Annotated in this window: 23 protein-coding genes and 1 tRNA gene; 5 read left to right on the plus strand and 19 right to left on the minus strand. The window is 42.7% G+C overall.

Annotated features, from left to right (window positions below):
- Nucleotides 1-89: 89 nt before the first annotated feature.
- From ACFSCZ_RS14190 to ACFSCZ_RS14215, 6 genes are all read right to left on the minus strand, one after another.
- Nucleotides 90-602, minus strand: coding sequence for a TRAP transporter small permease (locus tag ACFSCZ_RS14190; protein WP_380774715.1), 513 nt, complete (start codon nt 600-602; stop codon nt 90-92).
- A 276-nt stretch (nt 603-878) separates the two neighbouring features.
- Nucleotides 879-2480: an amidohydrolase gene (locus ACFSCZ_RS14195; protein ID WP_380774716.1), complete on the minus strand. Its 1602-nt coding sequence runs from the start codon at nt 2478-2480 to the stop codon at nt 879-881.
- A gap of 116 nt (nt 2481-2596) precedes the next feature.
- Nucleotides 2597-3694: an LLM class flavin-dependent oxidoreductase gene (locus ACFSCZ_RS14200; RefSeq protein ID WP_380774717.1), complete on the minus strand. Its 1098-nt coding sequence runs from the start codon at nt 3692-3694 to the stop codon at nt 2597-2599.
- 314 nt (nt 3695-4008) lie between these two features.
- Nucleotides 4009-4491: an NAD(P)H-dependent oxidoreductase gene (locus ACFSCZ_RS14205; RefSeq protein ID WP_380774719.1), complete on the minus strand. Its 483-nt coding sequence runs from the start codon at nt 4489-4491 to the stop codon at nt 4009-4011.
- 47 nt (nt 4492-4538) lie between these two features.
- Complete coding sequence (locus tag ACFSCZ_RS14210) at nt 4539-5042, minus strand: flavin reductase family protein (RefSeq protein ID WP_380774720.1); 504 nt, start codon at nt 5040-5042, stop codon at nt 4539-4541.
- Nucleotides 5043-5088: 46 nt separating this feature from the next.
- Nucleotides 5089-5421 (minus strand): hypothetical protein, encoded by a 333-nt coding sequence (locus ACFSCZ_RS14215; RefSeq protein ID WP_380774722.1) that lies wholly within the window; start codon nt 5419-5421, stop codon nt 5089-5091.
- 277 nt (nt 5422-5698) lie between these two features.
- On the opposite strand from ACFSCZ_RS14215, the gene ACFSCZ_RS14220 reads away from it, so the two are divergent.
- The gene (locus ACFSCZ_RS14220) at nt 5699-6601 is read left to right on the plus strand and encodes a LysR family transcriptional regulator (RefSeq protein ID WP_380774723.1); all 903 of its coding nucleotides are present in this window, start codon (nt 5699-5701) and stop codon (nt 6599-6601) included.
- 91 nt (nt 6602-6692) lie between these two features.
- On the opposite strand, the gene ACFSCZ_RS14225 is transcribed toward ACFSCZ_RS14220, so the two are convergent.
- The 7 genes from ACFSCZ_RS14225 to ACFSCZ_RS14255 all read right to left on the minus strand — a co-directional run bounded on the left by ACFSCZ_RS14225 (nt 6693) and on the right by ACFSCZ_RS14255 (nt 13147).
- A complete protein-coding gene (locus tag ACFSCZ_RS14225) occupies nt 6693-6881 on the minus strand; it encodes a hypothetical protein (RefSeq protein WP_380774725.1) in 189 nt (62 codons plus the stop codon).
- 20 nt (nt 6882-6901) lie between these two features.
- Entirely contained in the window at nt 6902-8581 is a 1680-nt protein-coding gene (locus ACFSCZ_RS14230) for a hydantoinase B/oxoprolinase family protein (RefSeq protein WP_380774727.1), read from the minus strand.
- Nucleotides 8582-8593: 12 nt separating this feature from the next.
- Nucleotides 8594-10627 (minus strand): hydantoinase/oxoprolinase family protein, encoded by a 2034-nt coding sequence (locus ACFSCZ_RS14235; protein WP_380774729.1) that lies wholly within the window; start codon nt 10625-10627, stop codon nt 8594-8596.
- Nucleotides 10628-10668: 41 nt separating this feature from the next.
- Complete coding sequence (locus ACFSCZ_RS14240) at nt 10669-10908, minus strand: hypothetical protein (protein ID WP_380774731.1); 240 nt, start codon at nt 10906-10908, stop codon at nt 10669-10671.
- A 24-nt stretch (nt 10909-10932) separates the two neighbouring features.
- Complete coding sequence (locus ACFSCZ_RS14245; protein ID WP_380774733.1) at nt 10933-11937, minus strand: hypothetical protein; 1005 nt, start codon at nt 11935-11937, stop codon at nt 10933-10935.
- Nucleotides 11918-12256, minus strand: coding sequence for a hypothetical protein (locus ACFSCZ_RS14250; protein WP_380774734.1), 339 nt, complete (start codon nt 12254-12256; stop codon nt 11918-11920). Before ACFSCZ_RS14250 ends, ACFSCZ_RS14245 begins: the two co-directional genes overlap by 20 nt.
- A gap of 162 nt (nt 12257-12418) precedes the next feature.
- Entirely contained in the window at nt 12419-13147 is a 729-nt protein-coding gene (locus ACFSCZ_RS14255; RefSeq protein ID WP_380774735.1) for a FadR/GntR family transcriptional regulator, read from the minus strand.
- Between the two features lie 493 nt (nt 13148-13640).
- Between ACFSCZ_RS14255 and ACFSCZ_RS14260 the strand changes: the two genes are divergently transcribed.
- The 3 genes from ACFSCZ_RS14260 to ACFSCZ_RS14270 all read left to right on the plus strand — a co-directional run bounded on the left by ACFSCZ_RS14260 (nt 13641) and on the right by ACFSCZ_RS14270 (nt 16540).
- Complete coding sequence (locus ACFSCZ_RS14260) at nt 13641-14687, plus strand: TRAP transporter substrate-binding protein (protein WP_380774737.1); 1047 nt, start codon at nt 13641-13643, stop codon at nt 14685-14687.
- 68 nt (nt 14688-14755) lie between these two features.
- Nucleotides 14756-15235, plus strand: a complete 480-nt coding sequence (locus tag ACFSCZ_RS14265) for a TRAP transporter small permease (protein WP_380774740.1) — start codon at nt 14756-14758, stop codon at nt 15233-15235.
- A 30-nt stretch (nt 15236-15265) separates the two neighbouring features.
- Nucleotides 15266-16540 carry a TRAP transporter large permease gene (locus ACFSCZ_RS14270; RefSeq protein WP_380774744.1) on the plus strand — a complete coding sequence of 425 codons (1275 nt, stop codon included), beginning with the start codon at nt 15266-15268 and terminating at the stop codon, nt 16538-16540.
- Between the two features lie 156 nt (nt 16541-16696).
- Here ACFSCZ_RS14270 and ACFSCZ_RS14275 read toward each other — a convergent pair whose 3' ends face one another.
- Complete coding sequence (locus ACFSCZ_RS14275; protein ID WP_380774748.1) at nt 16697-18169, minus strand: MFS transporter; 1473 nt, start codon at nt 18167-18169, stop codon at nt 16697-16699.
- 198 nt (nt 18170-18367) lie between these two features.
- Nucleotides 18368-18438, minus strand: a tRNA-Gln gene (locus tag ACFSCZ_RS14280).
- 89 nt (nt 18439-18527) lie between these two features.
- Between ACFSCZ_RS14280 and ACFSCZ_RS14285 the strand changes: the two genes are divergently transcribed.
- A complete protein-coding gene (locus ACFSCZ_RS14285; RefSeq protein WP_380774751.1) occupies nt 18528-18722 on the plus strand; it encodes a hypothetical protein in 195 nt (64 codons plus the stop codon).
- Nucleotides 18723-19696: 974 nt separating this feature from the next.
- On the opposite strand, the gene ACFSCZ_RS14290 is transcribed toward ACFSCZ_RS14285, so the two are convergent.
- The 4 genes from ACFSCZ_RS14290 to ACFSCZ_RS14305 form a co-directional block, all read right to left on the minus strand.
- Nucleotides 19697-20164 carry a hypothetical protein gene (locus ACFSCZ_RS14290; RefSeq protein WP_380774753.1) on the minus strand — a complete coding sequence of 156 codons (468 nt, stop codon included), beginning with the start codon at nt 20162-20164 and terminating at the stop codon, nt 19697-19699.
- Nucleotides 20165-20413: 249 nt separating this feature from the next.
- Complete coding sequence (locus ACFSCZ_RS14295) at nt 20414-20938, minus strand: DUF6141 family protein (protein ID WP_380774755.1); 525 nt, start codon at nt 20936-20938, stop codon at nt 20414-20416.
- A 657-nt stretch (nt 20939-21595) separates the two neighbouring features.
- Entirely contained in the window at nt 21596-21859 is a 264-nt protein-coding gene (locus tag ACFSCZ_RS14300; protein WP_380774757.1) for a hypothetical protein, read from the minus strand.
- A complete protein-coding gene (locus tag ACFSCZ_RS14305; protein ID WP_380774758.1) occupies nt 21856-22926 on the minus strand; it encodes an ISLre2 family transposase in 1071 nt (356 codons plus the stop codon). The genes ACFSCZ_RS14300 and ACFSCZ_RS14305 overlap by 4 nt, the downstream gene beginning before the upstream one ends.
- Between the last annotated feature and the right edge of the window lie 270 nt (nt 22927-23196).

Here is a 23196-nt window from a genome sequence, read left to right on the forward strand (position 1 = left end):
CCCTTCGCCCTTGTTATTCACAACCTAAACCATTGGCGTGTTTGTCAAGGGCGATTGCGTGAGTTAACCACCCAACCACTGATAGAAATCTAGTGAGTTTTCATAGAACTTTTGACATTACCTCCTGGAAATTTTCCTGTTTTAGCAAACAGAATTGAGACATCAATGAGATTTAACATTTGTAAAACCCCGCTTATTGGAATCACAAGATAAACATACCCCATTGGAATTCCTAGACCAGGAGATACTTGACCCATCGAATTTGCAGTAATTTCCACTCCCTTGATGAATAACACAACAAAAAATATCACACAGAGAACAGCAACCAAGGATTGCACGATCATTTTTACTTTTGGAGGTAACTTATTAAAAAATACTTCGATACTTATGTGTGATCCATGCTTAAAGGCAATACCTGCACCCAAAAAGACAATCCAGATAAAAAGAAATCGTGTTAATTCTTCTGTCCATGAAAAAGAGGATCCAAGCAGCGATCGGGAAATAATCTGAAGAAGAATTAGAATGGTTGCTAAAACCAAAAATGACATTGTTATATATTCTGTAATACGGTTCAAGAATCCAAGCAGCCGCGTCCAAATCATTCATTATCACCCTCTTTTCTAAATCGATGACCGGGCAGTTGACTAAACAAGCCGTACATACAGATTTATATACGGCTGTTTAATACCATAAAGTTTTTTAGTCTTCCCCCAATTGATTGGTATTTTGTTACATGGAATGGGCAGGAGGAAATTACCCTCAGGCCATGCGTATGGTTCAACATACGACTGTTTGATTGCGCTTTCAAAAAGCTCTATGGTTTTGAGCTTCTTTCCGGCATGTCAGGATCCGATAAATATTTGATCTTTCGTCTGACATTAAGACAGTCCAACAGGGTCCAGCTGAAATGCAGGGTCCCGGTAAACAATTTTTCCATCAACGATGGTAAGTACCGTTTTTAGATCTTTAATGGCATCTTCCTCTACCTCAAAGTAATCTTGAGAGAGAACGGCCAAGTCAGCCAGCTTTCCTGGTTCAATCGAACCCACCTTGTCTTCCTTAAACTGTGTGACGGCACTCCCCATCGTGTATAAATAGAGCGCTTCTTCTCTGGTAATGGCATGCTCTTTGCCCAACACTCCTGCTGTTAATGTATTTCTGGTAACCATCCACCACAGACTTAGAAATGGGTTAGCCGGGAGAATCGGAGCATCAGTTCCTCCTCCGAAAGCAATCCCGCTGTCAACAAGTTTGCGCAGGGGAATACTATCATGCGCTCTCTTTTCTCCATGGAATCTCCTTTGATTATGTCCTAAAAGCAACGGCTGATCTTGAATGGTTCCCATGATCCCTATCTGTTTCATCATTTGTAAATGCTCATCTTTAGGCAGAAACAAGTGCATAATTACCCAGCGCAGGTCTTTAATCGGTATTTTCTCGTTTACTTTGGCGTATAGATTGACCATTACTTCATTAGCTGCATCTCCTACTGCGTGTACACCGACACTCCATCCATTCTCAGCAATAAGCGTAAACATGTCCTCCAGTTCCTTCATCCCTCCGGAAGGAACTCGCAACTCACCGCGAAACTCAGGATCTTCCTGTTCTCTAGGGACAATTTCATAAGGATCTTTCATATAAGCATTTTCTATCCCGCCATCGCTAAAGTATTTTAAACCACCTATAGTAAAAAAATCGTCACCTTCACCTTGAGAGTAGTTAGAAGTGGCAGCCTTTACGTCTTCTATATCTTCCACCAATCGCAGCACGGTTGCTCTGACCGTCATCTCTTCGTTTTTCCAAACTTCTCTATAAACCTCAATTTCCTCATCATTTACTCTTGGGTCCGTCACCGAAGTAATACCGTACTGGTTCAGCTTGTGCATAATCGCCCGCAAATCACCGGCCTTTTCAACTAAAGATTTGCCGGGTATTTTTTTTGCAACCAACTGAACGGCTGGCTGTCCAAACAAAATACCTATAGGGTGACCGGATGCATCTTTCACAATCACACCACCGAGAGGATCTGGTGTTTCATTGGTGATTCCCGCTCGTTCTAATGCAGCCGAGTTGACAGTAGCTACATGCCCTCCTCTTCGAATCAAGACGGGATGATCAGGTGAAACGGGATCTAAATCGAACCTGTTAGGGAGCCTTCCCTCTTTCAACGCCCCCTCATGCCAATCACATTTACCGAAAACCCATTCCCCCCGGGAAGTCTCATTGACCCGTTTGGCGATGGATTGAACAACATCAGCGATGGAACGCGCATCACCCAGGCTGACATCATACACTTGACTGGCTTCTGTAGACAAATGAATATGTGAATCATTGAGTCCCGGAATGACCAATTTCCCCAGGAGATCTATCAATTGCGTATGTGCACCTGCATGATTCTTGATTTCCTGATCGGAACCCACCGCAATTATTTTTCCGTCTTTCATTGCAACAGCCTCAGCTATCGTACGATTCTTATCCATTGTATAAATTTTTCCATTACAGAGTATGGTATCAGCTGGCATACCGTTTGACGTAGTAATTGTAAACATCCTTTCTCTTTAAAAATAACCTCAAGAACTTTTTTGATGTATCGACTTTAAACGAGCAGATGCTCTTCAGTTAACTTTACTCCTTTTTCAAGCAAAAGCGGGCGAACCTTTTCATTGAAATTCCGCATACCTTCCAGATACTCCGGGAACGTAAATAAAATACCGTCAAACTCTCCCTCCCTGTGAACCTCTTCCAAAATCGATGCAATCGTCTCCGGACTGCCAGAAATGGGCGGGAATCCATAGAAAACATGTTTCTTTGCATTTTCAGCAAGCATTTGAGAGGCACTGCCAGAGGCATCCTTGGAATAAATATTCATAATATTACTCAGTAGTTCAACGTCGGCTCCATCACGGTAGTACTGCTCCAACTCTTTTGCTTCTTTATCCGTATCCGCCTGGATAATGATGAAAACGGTATTTGTTTTAATCGTACGCCCGTATTTTTTTGCCGTTTCTTTTGCTTTTAAACCCATGGCCTTCATTTCAGCGAAATTTCTGCCACTTACGAAAGAGTGAGACCCGTTTTTCGCTGTAAAATTTAACCCGGTTTCCGACATACCCGCACATACAATAGAAGGAAACGGTTTTTGAATCGGCTTAGGTTTGCTTGAGACATCTTCAATAGTATGGAACTTTCCTTTGTAAGTTACATGGTCTTCTGTCCAGAGCTTCTTGACAATGTCCAGCCACTCTTGGGCGAATTCATAGCGATAAGAAGGATAACCCTCCGGCATCACTCCCATCTGCTTGTACTCATCAAAGTATTGGCCGCTAACAAGGTTTAGGCCAAAGCGCCCCTTGCTTATTTCATCGAGAGTAACCATCATTTTAGCGGCTACTACCGGATTAAATGTTAACGGTTGAATGGATGCAATAATTTTGACCCGTTTTGTAATAGCAGCGATCCCTGCCATGAGAGTCATGGGCTCCACTGCATAATCGGAATGCTCCGTTTCCCCTCCAAACCCTCTCCATTTAACCGCAGAAAACACATGATCGAAGCCAATCTCTTCAGCAAGTAAAGCAATACTTTTGTTCAGTTCAAACGTCGGCATGAATTTAGGAGAGTTTTTTGACATGATCCAGCCGTTGTTCGTCGATGGTATAAATACACCAAGTTCCAGTTTTTTTACCCCTTCCACTTGTAACACTCCTCTGAAAATATTTAATATTTTAACATATAAAGCTACATTTGACTGTATATAGATATTGATTGTTGATTTTTCTTTGATAAAAATAAAATGATGTAAAACTTCTACGAAAAGAATAAGATTCTACCATAATCAAGTTTTGAAGATACTTTCCAAGCAAATAGAATAAAAGAGCTTCAGCTTCAAAAAAATTCAACTTTTTTAAAAAAGAGGTTACTAAGTACCCTTCAAGCGTAAAGAAGTATACGAGTCAATATTTAATATTTATAAAATAGAATTCTTGGCTCCTCGATGTATCTCCAATCCTAAATAGCAGCATGATCTAGCCATGCACTGATTATGGCGGGTACATTTTCCATATCCGATTCCATCACATATAGCCCCCTTAGTGGGCAATTCGCCCCCAGTTCTAATAAAAGGGGAGTAAGGAATACATCAACCGCCATTTTATGATGAGGAGCAGCTCCCATCATGACGGGAAGGACCGTCTTTCCTTTTAGCCCTTCTTGAGGAATTTGATCGAGAAATGCCTTTAGCAGACCTGTGTATGCAGCTTTATAGGTAGGGCTTGCAACAATGATAACATCCGACTGTATTATTTTTTCGACATATATTTGAACCTCCTGATTTCCCCATTCAAAAAGGCAGGCTCCAATCGGGGCCAGTTCAAGCAGGCCCATGTCAACTAAATCATTCTTTTCCTTAAACTGCCGTGAAATTTCTTTTGCTACAAGAGAAGTTTTCGATTGCAGTTTAGGGTTACCCACAATGGATACGATTTTCTTCAAATCATTCACCTCCTTAAAAGAAGTCTTGCTTTATACATCCGTCTGAATCAGGAGTCACCCCAATTATCGGGTATGAAGCCCACATTTCTGCGATAATATAACATCGGGTCTATATCGTTCTTCTGCAAATCAACCACTTCTCCAATCAGGATGAGATGATCCCCGGCATCTACTTGCTGCACCTTCTTACACTCTAAGACCGCGTATATATTTTTTAAGATTGGAAGATCATTGGAAGAGAGTTCCCACTCCACTTTAGAAAAACGATCCTTTTCTTTTCTGCTGGCAAATGTAAAACAGGCGTCTTTTTGTTCGCCCGAAAGAATATTCACTGCAAAGGCATCAACGCTATTAAATGTTTCATAGCTTCCGGATCCTTTATCAATGCACCATAAAATTAATAGTGGATCTATAGAAACAGATGCAAAAGAATTTGCCGTGAGACCCACCGGATGATTATTTTTATCCTTTGTTGTAATGATCGTTACACCTGTTGGGTAACCGCCCATAATTTCTTTATATAAGTCAGCCTGTTGACTTTTTACAATCATTGTTAAGTCCTCCCTTAAAGTTTTTTTAGAGCTCCTGAACTTGTTTTTACTCACTTACCAATAAGACATCCGGTTTTATGCTTTTTTTGTTTGATTGAATAGATTCCAGTGACCGCCTCTCCCAATATTCATTTAATTTCATCACTAGTCCCCCTTTACCAAATCTCACTCTAGAAGATGGCTTGTCGTCTGCTTCACCAGTCACAAATTGGAGGAAGGATAATATTTCCTTTCTTCTTGTTGTAATGTCCTTAATACCTCTCTCATAAAAGCAGCGATCAATAGTATTGTAAACGCCCCGATTAACCCCAAAGGTCTGATCACAAAATTTTTGAAAGGAAAAATCCGTATAATGAGTCACAAAATCGTCCTGATTCACTTATAATCCCTCCCTATTAACTGTACTAATCAGGGGCTTAACAACTTGGAGTTTATAAAAGTATAAACGGTAACAATTTTGCACCCATTCACAGTTGACGGTTACCACATGACTTCATGATCACAAAATTAAAAGCGGCAAAAGATAACCTTTTAATTATTGACGGAATTTACCGTTCGTTTTGAATGTTTGAAATAATTATATGGTTAATTTATAATGAAGTAAATTTAACATTTTTGATGTAATGTTAAATAAAACTGAAGGAAAGTGATGAGGGATGAACATACAGCAGTTAGAATATATTGTTGAAGTTGCAAAGACAGGTTTTATTTCCACCGCTTCGGAGAATCTGCACGTCTCTCAATCCGGGATTAGTCAATCCATTACTAGCTTAGAAGAGGAATTAAAAGTCAAAATATTTAAACGGTCGAGGTACGGTGCGGTCCCGACAGAAGAAGGGAAAGAGATTATAAAAAAAGCTTATGAAATCCTTTTAAAGATACAAGAGCTTGAAGAAGAAGCTTTATCCCGTCACGTATTAAAAGGAAAAGTGAGGGTCTCGATCTTACCCAGCTATAATAATATCCCCTTAATAAAAGCTCTATTGTCTTTCAAAACTAAATATCCGTATTTACATATTGAAGTCGACGAAAAGAAAATGACAGAAGAAAGCATTTACGATGTGAAAAATAATCATGCGGATATTGGCTTAATCCTTTCTTACGGAGATTTATTGCAAAGTGAAAATGACCTGACCTTTGAGTCGTTATTAGACGGGCGAATGAAAATTATGACGAACAGAAATTCAATTTTAGCTATGAGCAAGGCTGTTTCACCTGAAGACATCTTAAATGAGCCGCTGATCTTGTACAATGGAAATTATGTGAAGTGGTTTGCCAATCAAATCTTTCGTTCCTATGGTCCAATGGACGTGCTATTGACCTCAAACAATGTAGAAGGAATTTTTTACTCTGTTGAAAAAGGGTTAGGAATTACTCTTGCACCAGATTTTGTCATTAACAATCATCGATCACTTTTAAATGATGACATTGCGGTTATAGATTTTATCAATTACGATCCGGCCAATGTTTCTGTCGGATTAATAAGACAAAATAGTCCATTTAATTCTCCCAATATTAAAAAGGTCTGGGATTTTATAAAAGAGGAATTGTCGCAGTAGTTTCTTCAAAGCTATATCCTTGTGTTATTCCATTGACTCTCCCCATACAAAAAAGCAAGAGCCCCTCAGCTCTTGCTTTTCTTTGGCCTTCTTATTTCACCAATGCCTCCTGCTTAATCCTTTCCCTCTTCTTCTCCCACTCGATGCACCAGTCCGAACAATACAGCGCCGGCTCATTCTTGATGTTCAACTGTTCGATACGCTCCTCATAGACGAGCTTTCCACAGACCGAACATTTCTCATATTTTTCTACATAATAACCGTTACTTGAAAATTTCATGAGAACAGTCCCTTCCTATTTTAATAGATAGTTTCCGCTGCTTCCTTGGAAATAAATCCGTCCAGCACGTCTTCCTGGATCATGTCGCGGTCCCTTTCTTTCGGAGATCCGTATCCGCCGCCGCCGGGTGTGACGATTTTGACTTTGTCCCCGCGCCGGATCGGAATATTGGAGAACTTACTGGACGACACTTTCCCGTAGCCTTCCACCACATCTTTCCACTCGTCTTCGCCGGCTTTTTTAATCAGCGTCGCACCAAGTCCGCCTTCTTTCCCTTCAAACAATCCGTAAGGGGCAATATGATGGCGGTCTGTCATTTGGCTGATGGTGATGAGATCAGCATTACATTTGAGTACTTTTTCCGCACCTAAGCCGCCGCGGAATTCTCCTGCGCCACCGGAATCCTGATTCAAGTGGAAGGATTCGATTAACCAGGGGAATCTGGTTTCAAAAACCTCTACCGGCGTTGTACGGCAGTTTCCGTTGATTGAGTCAACCATATCATTTCCGTCGGCATATGGGCGTGCTCCCCAGCCAACTGCTTCCAGGTCGTAACATACATAATACTCTTCATAGTCTTCATGATACCCGCCAAAAACAAAGTTGAGGTGAGTTCCGCCTTCACAGGCAATGACTTTTTCCGGAACAGCTTTTGAAAATGCCCCCAGTACAGCGAAGGCAATTCTCGGATGCGTTTCTGTATTTCCGCCTACTTCTGGTGCAGGGTAATCAACATTAACCACAGTGCCCGGCGGCGCCACGACATGAATCGGCCGGAAACATCCGGAGTTTTTTGGAATGGAAGCATCCGTTAAGTTCAGCATCGCATTATAAGCAGCGGACTTGGCCACTCCATACGTTGCGTTGATTGGACCTCTTGCCTGAGGTGAAGTTCCTTCGTAATCGATGACCACTTCTTCATTTTCTACATAAACATTCGCTTTGATCGTAAAGACTTTATCCTCGATCCCGTCATTTTCCACGTAATCTTCAAATTGATATAAACCATTGGGAATTTCTCTGATTTCTGCACGCATGCGGCGCTCAGAATAATCCATCAGGTCGTCAACGGTTTTCATGAAGAAGTCTTTTCCATACTTTTTAATTAGGCCTTCCAATCTTTGCTCTCCAAGATCCGCAGCACTGATCAGCGCCCGCAAGTCACCATAGTTATATCTGGGCGTTCTTACGTTGGCCAGCATAATCTTCCAAACTTCTTCGTTATCTTTACCCTCTTTGACGATCTTGACTGGCGGAAGTCTGAGCCCTTCCTGAAAAATTTCAGTCGCTTCTCCGGCGAATCCGCCAGGTGTCATGCCGCCGATTTCAGCCAAATGTCCAATTGCCACGGCATAAGCAACGACTTCCCCATCAATAAAGATTGGTTTAAAAACTGTATGCTCCGGCAAGTGCAGCCCGCCACGATAAGGGTCGTTGTGGAGAATCACATCTCCGGGCTTCATATCTTCCACAGGAATCTCTTTAATACAGTTTTCGATTAACGTCGGCATACCGCCGATCATCGCCGGGCAATAGTCCGCAACAGCGATCAATTCCCCTTTCGCATTGGCCAGTCCGCATGTGAAGTCCAGCGCCTCATTAAAGATCGTAGAATAAGAGGTTTTCATCAGCGTAATACCCATTTCACGACAGATCGATACCATTGATGAATTGATGATATTAATAGATACAACATCCATGTTTAGCCACTCCTATCTTTTTTCGATGTGCATATTTCCGAAAGAATCGACGGTCAGCTTATGCTTTGGACCTACAATAGTCGATGAAGCATTTTCCTCAACGATTGCCGGCCCGTCAATTTTATGGCCGTCTAAAAGCGTCTCGCGGTCATAGATTGCCGTCATGAGAACTTCTTCGTCAAAGCGAACCGGACGCTCATCTTTCGGCACAGCCTGGCTTCCATGAGCTTTATCAATTTTCCTGACAGCAGGCTTGTCCGTTTCACTGATGATGGTGACTTTGAAAGTAACGACTTCCATGGCTTCCCCAGGTATTTTGAAGCCGAACCTCTCTTCGTGCATGTTGTGGAAGGTCTTCCAAATTTCCTGCACATTCTCTTCATTGATTTCTTCTTCATGGAATGGAACATCAAGCTCATAATTTTGGCCATGGTAGCGCATTTCGATAGATGTCACGATGTTGTAGTGATCCGTATATCCTTGCGAAGACAGATCTTCGATACCAGCGTCCCTCAGCTGCTGAAAAACTTCATTTGCCCGGGCGATATCAAATTTCTTCGAAGTCATCTGAACTGTACGCTGCAGGTCCACGCGGGCATCTGAATACATGAATCCGACTGCGGAGAATTGTCCCGGGTGCATCGGGATCACTGCCCTTGGAATTTCTGCAATTTCCATTAAATCACTTGCATGCAGAGGTCCTGCTCCTCCAAAGTTCATCAATGTAAAATCTCTTGGGTCATGTCCTTCTTCAACCAGCACCATTCTCAGTGCACCGACCATGTTGTTGTTGGCAATTTTAATAATGGCATTGGCTGTCTCTTCAGCAGACATGTTCAATTTTCTGCCGAGCTCCTCCAAAGCCTTGTAAGCCGCATCGTAATCAATTGCCATAGAGCCTCCGAGGAAATTATCAGGGCTCAGTCTTCCCAAAATGAGATTGGCGTCGGTTACGGTTGGATTTTCGCCGCCTCGTCCGTAACATACAGGTCCTGGATCAGCACCTGCACTTTCCGGTCCAACGTTCAACATGCCGCCTTTGTCAATCCAGGCCATACTGCCCCCGCCGGCACCGATCGTTCGGATATCAATCATCGGCACCTGGATCGGAACTCCCCATTCGATTTCAAAGTTGGTTGTCAATTCTTCTTTTCCGTTTTCAATGATAGCCACATCCGTGCTGGTACCGCCCATGTCAAGAGTGACCAGATGGTCGATGCCGCATTGTTCTGCAATTTTCTTTGCTCCGACAACCCCGCCTGTAGGTCCGGATACAGCCGTATTGATGGGGGCCCTGTCCGTAGCTGCCAGCGTCATAATCCCACCGTTGGATTTCATAATACCGACATTTCTTGTAATGCCCTTCTCTTCAAAGCGCTCTTGCAATTGCCTTAAGTAAGAAGAAACGATTGGCTTAATATAGGCATCCGCAATGACCGTGCTTGCTCTTTCATACTCTTTCCACTTGGGTAAAACATCGTAAGAAATCGAAATCGGCATCCCCGGCAAATATTTTTCCAACAGACTCCTTAATTTTTCCTCGTGTTTCGGATCTACATAGGAGTAGAGGGTGCAAATTGCCACAGCTTCGATATCTCCTCTTTCCCTGATCTCCTCGGCCACTTGCTTGACTTCATTTTCGTCAATCTCAGCCAGTGTTTCTCCTTTATGCGTCAAACGTTCAGTAATTTCAAAGCAATTCCGGCGCTTGACAAGCGGTTTCGGCTTAATCCAGCTCAAGTCATAATGTGATTTTCTGTTCGCCCTTTGAATAAATGGGACGTCCCTGAAACCTTTCGTTGTGATGTACGCAATTTCTGCCCCTTTTCTTTCTAAAATCGCATTGGTTGCGATCGTCGTCCCATGACGGATTTGATCAATCTCCTCCAAATTTTCAAACTCCTGCAATCCGGTTAATACACCATTGATCGGCTCACCAGGAGTCGTTAAGTTCTTCCACACTTTGACTTCTTTTGTTTCCTGGTCAAATGAAACGAAGTCGGTAAAGGTGCCTCCAACGTCGATTCCGCTAATATATTTGCTCATTGATGTTCCTCCCTTATTGAAACTGATGTATATTTAAGTCATTAATGCTTTCGATAAACTTTATCGAAAATCAATGATATATAAATAAGTGACAGCAAAATTACAGATGTAACTACCCAGCGCCAGCCATCCGAAACAGTACCCAAAGGCTCCCACCACCCATTGGCAATGATGATCAGAAACGGAATGACAAAAACCATGGAAGCCAAGACTACGCCTAGAGCCAAGTATTTATGCTCATTTTTTGTAAGCTGAATATACTCATCTTTCAGTTGGTCCATTCATTTCACACCTTTCCAGGAAAATTAACTCCGGAGTTTCGCAATCAATTTCGCCGGCCTTAACAACATGACGCCTATCCCCGCAAATAAGATAAGGCATCCTAACATTAAAGAGGTACTCCAATTGCCTCCGTAAATTGTCATCGAGAGAAAAGTAGTCCAAACAAATCCGGTGCTTGCCAACAACCCTCCACCGACAGTTCCAGCTGTATTAATTCCGATATACAGTGAGACAATCATATAGGTTCCCCATGCGCCTCCTGTTACAGCGGCATATGCCCACCATTTTGGATCTTGCAACATGACCCCCGCAATATCTGTAAACTGCGGCATAATAGTAAAATTGATGATTATGGCACCAACCAATGCCCAACCTGCCCGCCAGAAAAGCGAACTCTCTTCTGGCATCATGTCGGAGCCTGCAGCAATGGCAAAACTTTCAATCCCATAGACAATGGCAGCAAGCAATCCCATTCCGGCCCCAATCAAAATAGCTGTAGATGAAACACCTGGAGGAGCTGCCAGCGACATGCCTCCGGAAGCAACCCAAATCCCTATGACAATGAAAGCGATGCCAATAATTGTCCATTTTTGCATGATCTTCTCTCTATAAACAATGGAGGTGACAACCGCCCCCCAAAAACCAAATAATCCCGCTAACGGACCTGCAATCGCTCCGCCAACAATAGCCGAGGAAGAGAAGAACAGGAAATCTCCAATCATACCCGTCATCGCCATGAACACGCCATACCAGGATATTTTCGATCTAAAAATCCTGAAATTATCTTTAGCTGTCCCCACGATAAATGAATAGATAAATATCGTTAGAACTCCAAACATATATTCAAAGAATTGGAAAGTTAAAGGGCCAGTCGGATAGGCCATATTAAAAGGATGCAGGGAACCTGCCATTCCGGCAAAACCAAAAGCCAGACCAAGCATAGGTGCCCCCAATGCGGCATACACCATTCCTATACGAACTTTCCTTGATTCTTGGAGAAGCTTCATATCATTCAGCGATTGATTCATTTCTCACCTTTCCTTTCTCAACCATCGATTGATCCAACCCTAATTCTTCTATGATGTTGAGAGGAGAAAGCTGATATTCTACAAATTCCCGATGCCGTTCCTGAAGCTTATATTTTCGAAAAATCGTTTCTCCGTATACCTCTGCATCGACTTCATCTGTCCAGCTTTTATTATGTAATTCAAGGAGGATTGATCTCAATTTACTTAATGCTCTCGGGTGATAATGATTCTTTAACTTTTGATAAATCTCATACTCCCATATTCCGTCCCCAGAATTATAAAGGACCGCATACAAAGCAAATTTAAGTGGTGGTTTCATTGTTTCCCCTCCAAATTAAAGATTCATAATCATATCGAGCCATTTGGCACAAACCATGCCTGTGATTAAAGCAAAAATAATACTGATAATTGCAGGAATACCAGGGTGAAACTTCGGAAGTTTTTTCTCCACCATACATTCCTCCTTTCAATAAATTAAAAGTTAACTTTTAATCTTACTCACCTCCTTAAAGTTAAGGTTGTTATTTTTCACAAAATCTACTTCCTCTTTAAAAAGTTCCATATGTTCATTCATGATGTTTACCGCCAGCTCGTGATTTTGTGTTTCTAAAGCCTCAATCATGACCCAATGCTGCTTAAGGGCTTTATTAATAATGTCCAGATAACTGCTGGTGTACTTTGTTAGTACAAAAGGAGAATCCTCTGTCATTTCAAAAAAAGCATGTACCAATGCAGCGAGTATGTGGTTTTGAGTGGAATCAGCCAACGTTTTGTGGAACTTTAAATCCAAACTCAAGAATGCACTTACATCTATTGCGTTATCCATCTTTTTACAAATAGAAGTAAGCTTTTCTATGTTCTTGTTTGTCGCTCTTCCTACAGCTTTAGAAATAACTGATAACTCCAATTCCTTCCGAACTTCCCATATTTCTTCCATAGAGGCATCATACTTGTGTGCCACCCTTTTAAGAGACTCTGTTAAAATATCCTCATTGTAAGAGGTAACAAAGGCCCCTTTTCCAGGAGTAATCTGGATAAGTCCTTTTTCTTTCAGAACAGTGAGCGCTTGCCTAACACCATGACGACTAATTTGATAGGTATTGGTCAGCTCCCTCTCTGACGGTAATTTATCACCTTCTTTTAAAATCTCGTTATTTATCTTTTCTTCAATGTCATCAACAATGATGTGAAACAAACTATTGCTTGCCATATGATCACCTGTTTACGATTTGGTTGTTAATATTTGATAGCGCTTGCAAAACTGGCTAAAAAAAATTCTTGTGGTGGAAGTGGTGGAACCAGTTTAACCAGTGGAACTGGTTAAACCATTAACTTTGTTTTCTAATATACTACATAATTACTACAATATCAACAATTTTTATATATTTCTCTATTCAGAATAGTACATTTCTGCTAACTGAATTGTTAATAGGAAATGGAACGAATCCTTAGTAGAGTTGCAGGTATCTTTGGATTGTTTTATATCCCCTTTCACCTTCAAACAATTTCTAATAAATAGCTAAGAAACCACATGCATTCCATCATATTCCACCGCCCCTTTGAATATATAAAAATACTAAACAACCTTTCCCATGCATACGACCTTTCCAAAAAATAGTTAAGGGGTGAATCGTTAAAACGGACAAGCGCAGATCCTTTCCTCACGTGCTTATAAGGGGTTTTTAAAAAAGGGGGTTCCTGAAATGTTGAAACCAAAAAAATATCTTTTCCAAGTTTTAATGTTCACGACACTTTCAGCCTTGTTGATCGCCGGGTGCGGGGCCAGACAATCCACAGAAGGAGACGGGGCCGCGGGAGGTGAGGTGTATGAAATCAGTTATGGACACGGGTTTATGCCCGAAACGCCACACCATCAGGCCGCTTTGAAATTTAAAGAGACCGTCGAAGAAAAATCGGACGGCAGGCTCCAGGTAACAGTTTACCCTTCGGACCAATTAGGCAGTGCCCGAGAGCAATTTGAAGGTCTGCAAATAGGTACACAGGAAATCGCCTTATTGCCCACAGCCAGAATTAGCGGGTTTATCCCGGAACTGCAAATTTTTGATTTGCCCTTTTTGTTTCCCGACAGGGAAATCGGTTACCAGCTGATGGACGGTGAGCTAGGAAATGAACTGCTTGGTTTGCTGTCGGCACAGCAAATCAAAGGGGTTGCTTTTTACGAAGATGGCTTTAAGCACTTTACGTCCAATACGGAACTGAGAACTCCGGAGGATTTTAAGGGACTGAAGTTTAGGGCCATGGAGAGCGAGATTATTATGGAACAATTTAGAAAGCTGGGCGCCAATCCGACGACCATTGACTTTGGCGAGTTATATAACTCTCTGCAGCAGGGTGTTGTAGATGGCCAGGAAAATCCCCTGGTGACCATAAAAAATATGAAATTCTATGAAGTGCAGGATGTGCTGACGTTAAGTGAACATGGATATCTCGCCCATGTACTGATGTTCAGCGAACAGTGGCTCCAATCCTTACCGGAGGATCTGCAGGAAATTCTTGTAGAAACAGGCAAAGAATTAGCGTCATGGCAGCGGGCTGAAATTCAAAAAGAGGAAACCGAGTATTTAGAGGAAATCAAAGCCTCCGGCACCAAAGTTATTGAGCTGACAGAGGAAGAAAGAAATGAATTACGGGATGTAACGAGGTCTGTTCATGAGGAGTATAGCAGCAATGTCAATGAAGATCTATTGAAAAAAGCCTATGAGGACATCGACCTCCTCGAGAAGGAATAAAATGAACGATAACCGGTCGGGCATAATGAAAGTTCTTTGTTATGCCCTTCTATTTTGGAGGTGACCCAATGAAACCCCATTTACATGTGCTGAACAAGATCGAAGAATATTTTATCGGAATCGGCATACTGATCATCACGCTAATTTTGTTTTTGAATGTTGTCTTAAGATATGTTTTTAACTCTTCGATAGAGTGGGCAGAGGAATTTACCAGATATGGCGTCGTGTGGATTACATTTGTTGGTTCGAGTGTTTGCATTTACAAAGGGGCCCACCTGGGAATTGACTCCCTCACCACGTATTTGGAGAAAAAAGGATACACCTTTCATACTATCATCATCCATGCAGTCGCCCTGATCTTTTCCTTATTATTCTTGTTTTTTTCATTCAACATCACCATGCAAGTCTACGAGTCCGGACAAATCAGTCCCAATCTTGGAATACCGATGGTCTATGTCTATGCGGCCATGCCGGTTGGCGGAGCCTTAATGTCCATAAGATTCATCCAGCAGTTGTTGGAGGGCTTCTCCAAAAGGAAGGAAGCCTAAGGAGTTATTTGAAAAATAGGGGGACTTATGATGGTAGCGATCCTTTTTATCGCGCTCTTTGTCTTGCTTTTAAGCGGAATCCCTGTATTTATTGCGCTCGCCCTTTCATCAATTATTGCCCTTTTTACCTTCACCACCCTTCCTATGGAAGTGGTTGCGCAGCGGATGCATGCCGGCATTGACAAATTTTCTTTAATGGCTATCCCTTTTTTTATCTTGGCTGCTAATGTCATGCAAGGCGGCGGGCTGTCTTCACGGATTCTACACTTGGCCAACGCGATGGTGGGGCATTTGCGCGGCGGCCTGGCAATGACTGTGGTCATCGCCAGTATTTTCTTTGGAGCGATTTCCGGCTCCAGCCCCGCCACGGTCATAGCCATCGGGGCTTTAATGCTGCCAGCTCTGCAAAAAGGCGGATATTCCAGCGGTTTTTCCAATGGCTTGATTGCTTCTTCATCGGCTGTAGCTGTGATCATTCCTCCCAGCATCGGGCTGATTGTCTATGGATCCGTAACAGGAGTGTCGGTCGGAGACCTGTTTATGGCCGGATTTTTGCCCGGCATTGTATACGGTGCCGCCTTTATGATCTACAGTTACTACATTGCAAGAAAACATCACATCCCTATCAAACAACGGGCCAACAAAAAAGAATTGTGGAGTGCCTTCCGATCCTCCATCTGGGCACTGGGTATTCCGTTTATCATCGTGGCCGGTATTTATGGAGGAGTCTTTACACCCACTGAATCGGCAGCCGTCGCTTCCGTCTATGCCATTTTCATCGCTTTGTTCATTTATAAAGATCTGGACTTAAAAGGCCTGATTCGCACATCCATCGAGACAGGTATAGGAACCGCTCAAATTATGATTTTGCTCTCAGCCGCTTCGATCTTCGCGTGGGTCCTGACCAAATTTCAGGTTCCCCAAGGGTTGGCTGAGATGATGGTCTCCATCAGTGATTCAAAAATTGCCATTTTACTGATGATGAACATCATCATGCTATTGGCAGGCATGTTTATCGACTCCGCTTCTTTTACCATTATCCTGGCACCGCTATTTTTGCCCATTGCGACCATGTATGGCGTAGACCCGGTCCACTTGGGGATCATCATGATTTTAAATGGAGCGATCGGCATGTATACGCCTCCGTTTGGGCTGAATCTATTTGTTGCCTCCGGGGTTTCCAAAGTGCCTGTTTCTAAAATCATCCCGGGCGTGATCCCGTTTTTATTCATCAGCTTGATTACATTGATGATCATTACGTATATTGAAGAAATTTCTCTATTCCTTCCTGCTATTTTAAAATAGATCCATTCATTTATGTGGATATCTGAAAAATTAAGGTATCCACATTTTTTCTTGACCTGTTCAGGGGTATTTACTCAACATCCCATCGTCCCGGCAAAACACCGATACTTCCAAAGGGGAACCTCCTCAGTTCAATGAACGGAGCACTGGATAATCCTATGATTCCTTATCCGCCTCTTCAATTTTCTCTTCAATCTTATGTTTTTCTTCGCTCCACCAAAGCTCGCGGTCAGTTTCCTCTATGACTTCTTTGATTTCATGCTTTTCAGCAACAGCCGGCGGGGATCCCCGCAGAGGTTTACCGGAGGTATTTTTCAGAAATAACGTCACCACCACAATACCAATCACAGAAGCAAAAATAAGGTAATAGGCGGGTATGAGGTGGTTGGCGGTCATGCTGATCAGCCAGGAGATCAGTAAAGGAGCTGTACCTCCAAATATCGACGCGGAAATATTGTACGCAATGGCCAAGCCTCCGTACCGGACTTCTGTAAAAAACAGAGCAGGCAACAGGGAAGTCATGGTCCCTTTGATAGATGCCAGGAGCGCGCCTAAAATCATCAGTCCAAAGAAGACGAGCCAATTATTACCACTTCCAATGAGTAAAAAGGAAGGAATGGACAAGAAAATAACTCCGATCAGACTTCCTTGAATAATTTGTTTATTTCCCACTCTATCAGCAAAATACCCCATCGCCAGGACAATCGGAATCATAATAAACATGACAATCAAAATTAACAGGAGCCCTTTGGTTTCTCCATATCCTAAAACCGCCGTTAAATGGGAAGGCATATACGTCAAGACGGTATAATCAATCACATTATAAAAGAATACTAAAACTAAACATAATAACAGGGATTTTCGATGAAACAGAAACAGTTCTTTCATGGAGACATGCGGCTTTCTTCCCATCTCATCACTCTTCTCTTCCATCGCTGCAAAAGCAGGTGATTCCTCAAGATGGTTTCGAAGATACAGCCCAATGATGCCAATGGGACCGGCAATCAGAAAGGGCACTCTCCAGCCCCAATCATACATGGTTTCAGTTCCCAAGGCATAGGTGAGAGCAGTGACCAGTCCTGCCCCGGCAATATAACCGGCAAGTGTCCCTACTTCCAATCCGCTCGCCATAAATCCGCGTTTTTTATCCGGCGTAGATTCGGCAATAAAAGTCATGGCCCCTGCATATTCTCCTCCCGTAGAAAACCCTTGAACCAGCCTTGCACACAGCAGCAGAATCGGCGCTGTGATTCCAATCGACTCATAACTGGGAATCAGTCCGATACTGAATGTTGCCACGGCCATCATAATTAAGGTGACAGCCAATATCCTTTTTCGTCCCAATCGGTCACCGAGCATTCCGAAGAACATCCCGCCAATTGGCCGGACAAGAAAGGCAACCGCAAATGTGCCGAAACTAAATACCAGCTGGGCCGATTCACTGATACCCGAGTAAAACACACTCCCAATAATGACAACCAAATAAGAATAAATCCCAAAATCAAACCACTCCATGGCATTACCCAATGCGGTAGCCACTACAGTCTTCTTCGCAACATCCGTGTCGACAACCGTCACATCGTCCTTACTAAATTTGTATTTTCTTCGTTTGCCTTTTTTACGATCCATATAGAAAAAAAACCTCCTTGCCACAATACATCTTTTCTTAGTAATTCCCCGTGAAATCTTCTTTAAGCATCCTACCGGTTGTTAACTGGAAGTTTAGGAAAATGAAGTCTATAGGATTGACAAAAAAACCGGCTTTTCTGTAGCCGGCTGATAACGGGAACAAATTTTACTGTGTGGAACCTGGACAAAGTTTAAAAACTGGACTAGCTGGATTCGAACCAACGATCACGGAGTCAAAGTCCGATGCCTTACCGCTTGGCTATAGTCCACCGAAATCCCTTTTCAGGGGATACCCTTAACTGATACGGGTTTTTTTATTACTATTGTAGAGCCGAGGGTTGTTTTACTTGGGCTGCTTGTGCTTGCTGCACCTGTTTCACAGCCTGTTGATTTGCTGTTGGGCTTGCTGAAAATGCTTGTAGTTACAATGCAGCTGGTTAATCACCCGCTTAATTTTGAACCCACTTCAGCTGGTGTTGGGCTTGATACAACAGCTGCTGTGCTTGATACATCTGCTGTTGTGCCTGCAGCAGGCTGTTGTGAATTTGCATGAGAGAGCTGTTTGTACGGGCTGTCGGGCTTGTTGCAGCTTGATGGCTGGTATGGTTGTCTAACTATTAATAATAACTTCTGCCTTTAGTAATAAAATATGCACCTTTTTTATCCAACTATTCACTTTTAATCAAAATGGTTTTTATTTAAAACCATTAAAAATACCGCTTTTTTTCCTTTCCTATTCCTTCCACTAAGTTTTACACAATGTTAAGATTTTATTTGGTAAGAGTAAGAACAACCAGTCATTTTTTTACCTTTCCCGTGAACGACTGTTGACAAAGCAGCTATTATGATAATCTTAGGCTCTATTTTTTAAAAAAATTTGCTAAAATGGATATAAGTCAATTAGACTAACCTTCTAAGGCTATGACGGATTTAATATATAGAATGTTTGAAGGAGTGCAAAACTGGTGAGCAATAGACGAGAGATTCAAATCACAATAGGAAGAGTTATCCAACAAACTTAGAATATTAAACATCATTCTATGCCAAAATCAGCCCCGCCGCTGTCGACTATGGCAGCGAAGATCATGAGCCGTGTTTTGAATTAGCTTATTAGATTTTTAGCAATACTAACTTGTCCCAAACCCAGGTTCATAACAAAAAGTGAACTGCCCTATCAAGTAGACAGTGGAAAAAAAGAAAAATGTAGCTAAGCGGCTTTAGCCCTGGGTTTCGTATCGCCAAGCAATTTTTTTGATTAGGGCCACCTGAGGTAAATTTACGGTTAAGGATGTTCTCAGCCACATGTTGAGGAGAAGCCTTTTTATAGCTCTTCCTTTTCCTTCGGATGACAGACTTGATTCCAACGACTTTCATGATTCAAAGAAATTTCCCGGCTTTGATAAGCCGTAATACATCCATTTTATATTCAACTGTATAACTTCGTTTAGACAAAAAAATGCCACCTTTAAGTATTCAGGTTTTATTTTTTTACCTGTCTACTTAAAAAGGAGCATATCACTCATCCCGCTATCGTGCTCTTTGTATATTTCTTACATCTGCTTTGGTTTCATATAGTTCATCCAATACAATACTGAACTTTGTATCAAGCTGCCGAATCTGGTCGCTTAAATTTTGTTCCAGCTTGTCCATACGATTTTCCAGGTTATCCAAACGGTGTTCTACTTTTTCCATGCGGCCTTCAAGTTTTCCCATTTGGCCTTCGAGTTTGTCCATTCGGCCTTCGAGTTTGTCCATTCGGCCTTCGAGTTTTCCCATTCGGCCTTCGAGTTTTCCCATTCGGCCTTCGAGTTTTCCCATTCGGCCTTCGAGTTTTCCCATTCGGCCTTCGAGTTTGTCCATACGACCTTCGAGTTCCTCAAAACGGTCTTCAAGCTTGTCTATACGGCCAGTCAGTCTATGTTCTGTTTGCGTCATTTGTTCAGATAACTCTATGACCGCTTGATAGATCGCCTCCAAGGTAATGTCTTTACCCATGATTTCACCCTCCTTTCTTTAAGTATAGTACCCATCACTATATGATACAAAAACTGACTATTTAATTGTCAGCCCATACACGTTTCTACAAGTCTATTTCCCTTCCATCATATATCAATTTTAGGTAAAGTCCCATCTTCATTTCTCAATTTCCAGTAATTTATCGGGTTTAACTATGGTAACAGGGATCTGATGTTGTCCATAAAACAAATACGGAGTCATATATTTAACAGAGCCTTGCGCTAATAGTTATTTTACCGCTTTTACCTTATCCAAAGCTTTTACCAATTCTTCCGGATGCCGGGAGCCGATCACAACGGTTTGATTTTTTCTCAGCTTCAGCTCTATCCCCTGGTTTCCATCCATATTATAAGCCGTTTCCCCTTCCAAATTAAAACGCAGTCCCCAGCCGCCAAACCGTTTAAGCGGACTGTACGTAATACTCTTATAGCTAATAAGATCCTTCAACATGAAAGATCGATAATGAACATGAAACGGTACAAAGCGGATATATAGGCCATCCCTGCGCACCTCTGTGATCAGCTTGACAAATCCCAGCATACCCACCGGGAATACGATCCCGAACACAAGCCAAAGGATGACCATCACAGCATCAGGTGCCGGCTGATTCCCTATAGGCACGCCGAATATAATCTGCTGGATGAAGCTATACCACATGAATACCGTAAAGCCCCATATGAACACCCACAACCACACTTGGCGCGGGCGCTGCACCTCACGATAGATCACGGGTTCTTGATTTTTATTCAGCATCATTCCCTCCCTTCAGAACCAACTTCCCCTAGTGGACCTGTCGTTCAATTTGATTCCTTGTCGTCGGATTGCACTCATGTGGATTCATCTCAATGCTGACGGAGACAGAGCCATAAATTTTGTCCTGCAAAAAATTTTGGTGAAAATTGCATTACCATTCACGTATGGATCTTCTTTACTTTGAGAGCTCTCTCCTTAATTTTGCCACAAAACTATCAATGAAAGTAAAAAATTCCCCGACCACCATGATTATTTCAGTAAAATAATTAAATAGTTGAAAGTCTAGTGTAACTGTTGAATATCCTATTATATAACTTTAATGACTTACTAGAAAAATTCTATTTATCAAAGAAATAGTTGTTGGAGAAAAAAATCTCAACTCAAGCAAAAAAAGTAGAGATGGCGAGGCAGTTGATCTGCAGTGTATATTACATTCATCCTAGCTTATACAAAGTTGCAGAATGGGGATTGACCTATCAAAGGAAAACCGCAATATTTTTAGGTAGTATAAATGGAGAGTAAACAAAACTAATTAAAAGTGCAAAAAGGCTCCCTATTTAGTTTGAGTCAACCATTTGTGGGCAAGTATTTTTGTCCTTTTGCTTTGTAAGCATTTTCAAACCTTTAGTTCCTTCAAAGTCGACTATTTTTGTATTTTTAAAAACCTGACAATCCTTTTAACGCCTGGTATACGGGGATGTTAGCTTTCTGGCTGAGATAAGGGACATTGCCTCTTGCGGCTTCACCAACCGCGCTTGTCAGCTTCTCTCGATAATACTTTGGCGGCTTTTCCTTTTTGGCTTCTGTCCATGTTTCTGCCCGCCCAATTAGTGTGCGGAGGGACAGTTTATCCAAGTGCCCGATGAGGCCGGTCATCATTGCCTTTATCCCTTCTTCCACCCAGCTCCGGCCATTTTTCATCCGCTTGGCGAACCTCTCATGGTCGCTTCGGCACTTCCCATCGCCCGGAAACCCTGCGTGTCGATTTCCTCCAGCCACTTCCTGTAATCGCCCAAAGCTTCCGGATATTGTTCCAGCTGTTTAATCAGCTCTTCCAGCCTTTCTTCTCTACTTTCTTTTTCGAGAGTGCCGACTGCGCTGTTTAATTCAAGGAGCAGCTTTTCTCCGTCATAGGTAGCGAGGGCTTTCCTGATGGCTCTGTAACGTGGATGGTTCCGAAAGATCCTCTGGATGTCACGCGCTACATGGAAGCGGTCAATGGTGAAGAAGGCGTTGGATGGAAAGTACTCCCGGCAGGACGTGATCCATTTCGCTCCGTCCCCATTGATGACGAGTAGGTGTGTCAGAGGGTCGTAATCGAATGTCTCTACCAGGAAGGTCTCAAAATCCTCCCAGAAATGGCTTGTCCCTTGGTGATGGAAGTGGCGCTTTTCCTTCAAGCTTGTCCTTTTTCCGTTCACTTCCCAGCCTTGGTGGACAGCCGCAATCTTTTCCTCTTTGCCTTTTTTGTTCTTTTCCTGGCGTTTCATGTACAACCCGTCCACTTCGACAAACAGGACACGCTGGGCCAGTTCCGTCTTTTTAGGAATCAGCTCCACACCAAGCATCTGCTGTCTGATCCCCTCATGGCTTAGGACCGGATAACCCACAAGGGTCTCCAGGGTATTGGCTGCCTGACGGTAGGAAGTGCCTGTGACAGCGAGCTCCATCGCGGTTTCCGCCAGCAGGGGGGTGACTTCCTTTTCTCCGTCAAACGATAAATATTGATCCAACAGAAAGATACATCGGTTTGCCGTACGGTCCCGGTAATAGTTGCGCGAAATCTCAATGGGCCCAAACAGGCTGTCGATGGTCGTGCCTCGTTTGTCTAGCATTCTAAAACGTCTTTTGTCCCGCTGCTCTGCAATCTGCTGGTCCATCTCTTCCAAGATCCCTTTCATGACATCTGAGTAGGTCTCCTGCAGATTCCTCCAGACCAGTTGTTCAATCTCTTTTAATGAAGGAATAGCTGTGATATGATCTTCCATAGTGGTCTCTCCTTTTCGAATCTGGTTTTGGTCGACTTTGATTCTACTAAGGAGTGGCCCTTTTTTCATGGAATCTGCTTGTTAACTTCTCACCTGGTTGAGGAGAAAACCCTTTGGTGGCTTGACATGGGGGTCCCTGCGGGCAAGAGTCCCTGCCAGGGAACCAGCTGCACAGGCTGGCTCAGCCGATCAAGGCTATCATGCCCACCACCCCATATAAAGCCGTGGATATCATTTTGAAAGAGTAACCTCCTGCCGCAATAAGCCTAT

It is taken from the genome of Siminovitchia sediminis (genome assembly GCF_042680885.1).
Taxonomy (GTDB): Bacteria; Bacillota; Bacilli; order Bacillales; family Bacillaceae_C; genus Siminovitchia; species Siminovitchia sediminis.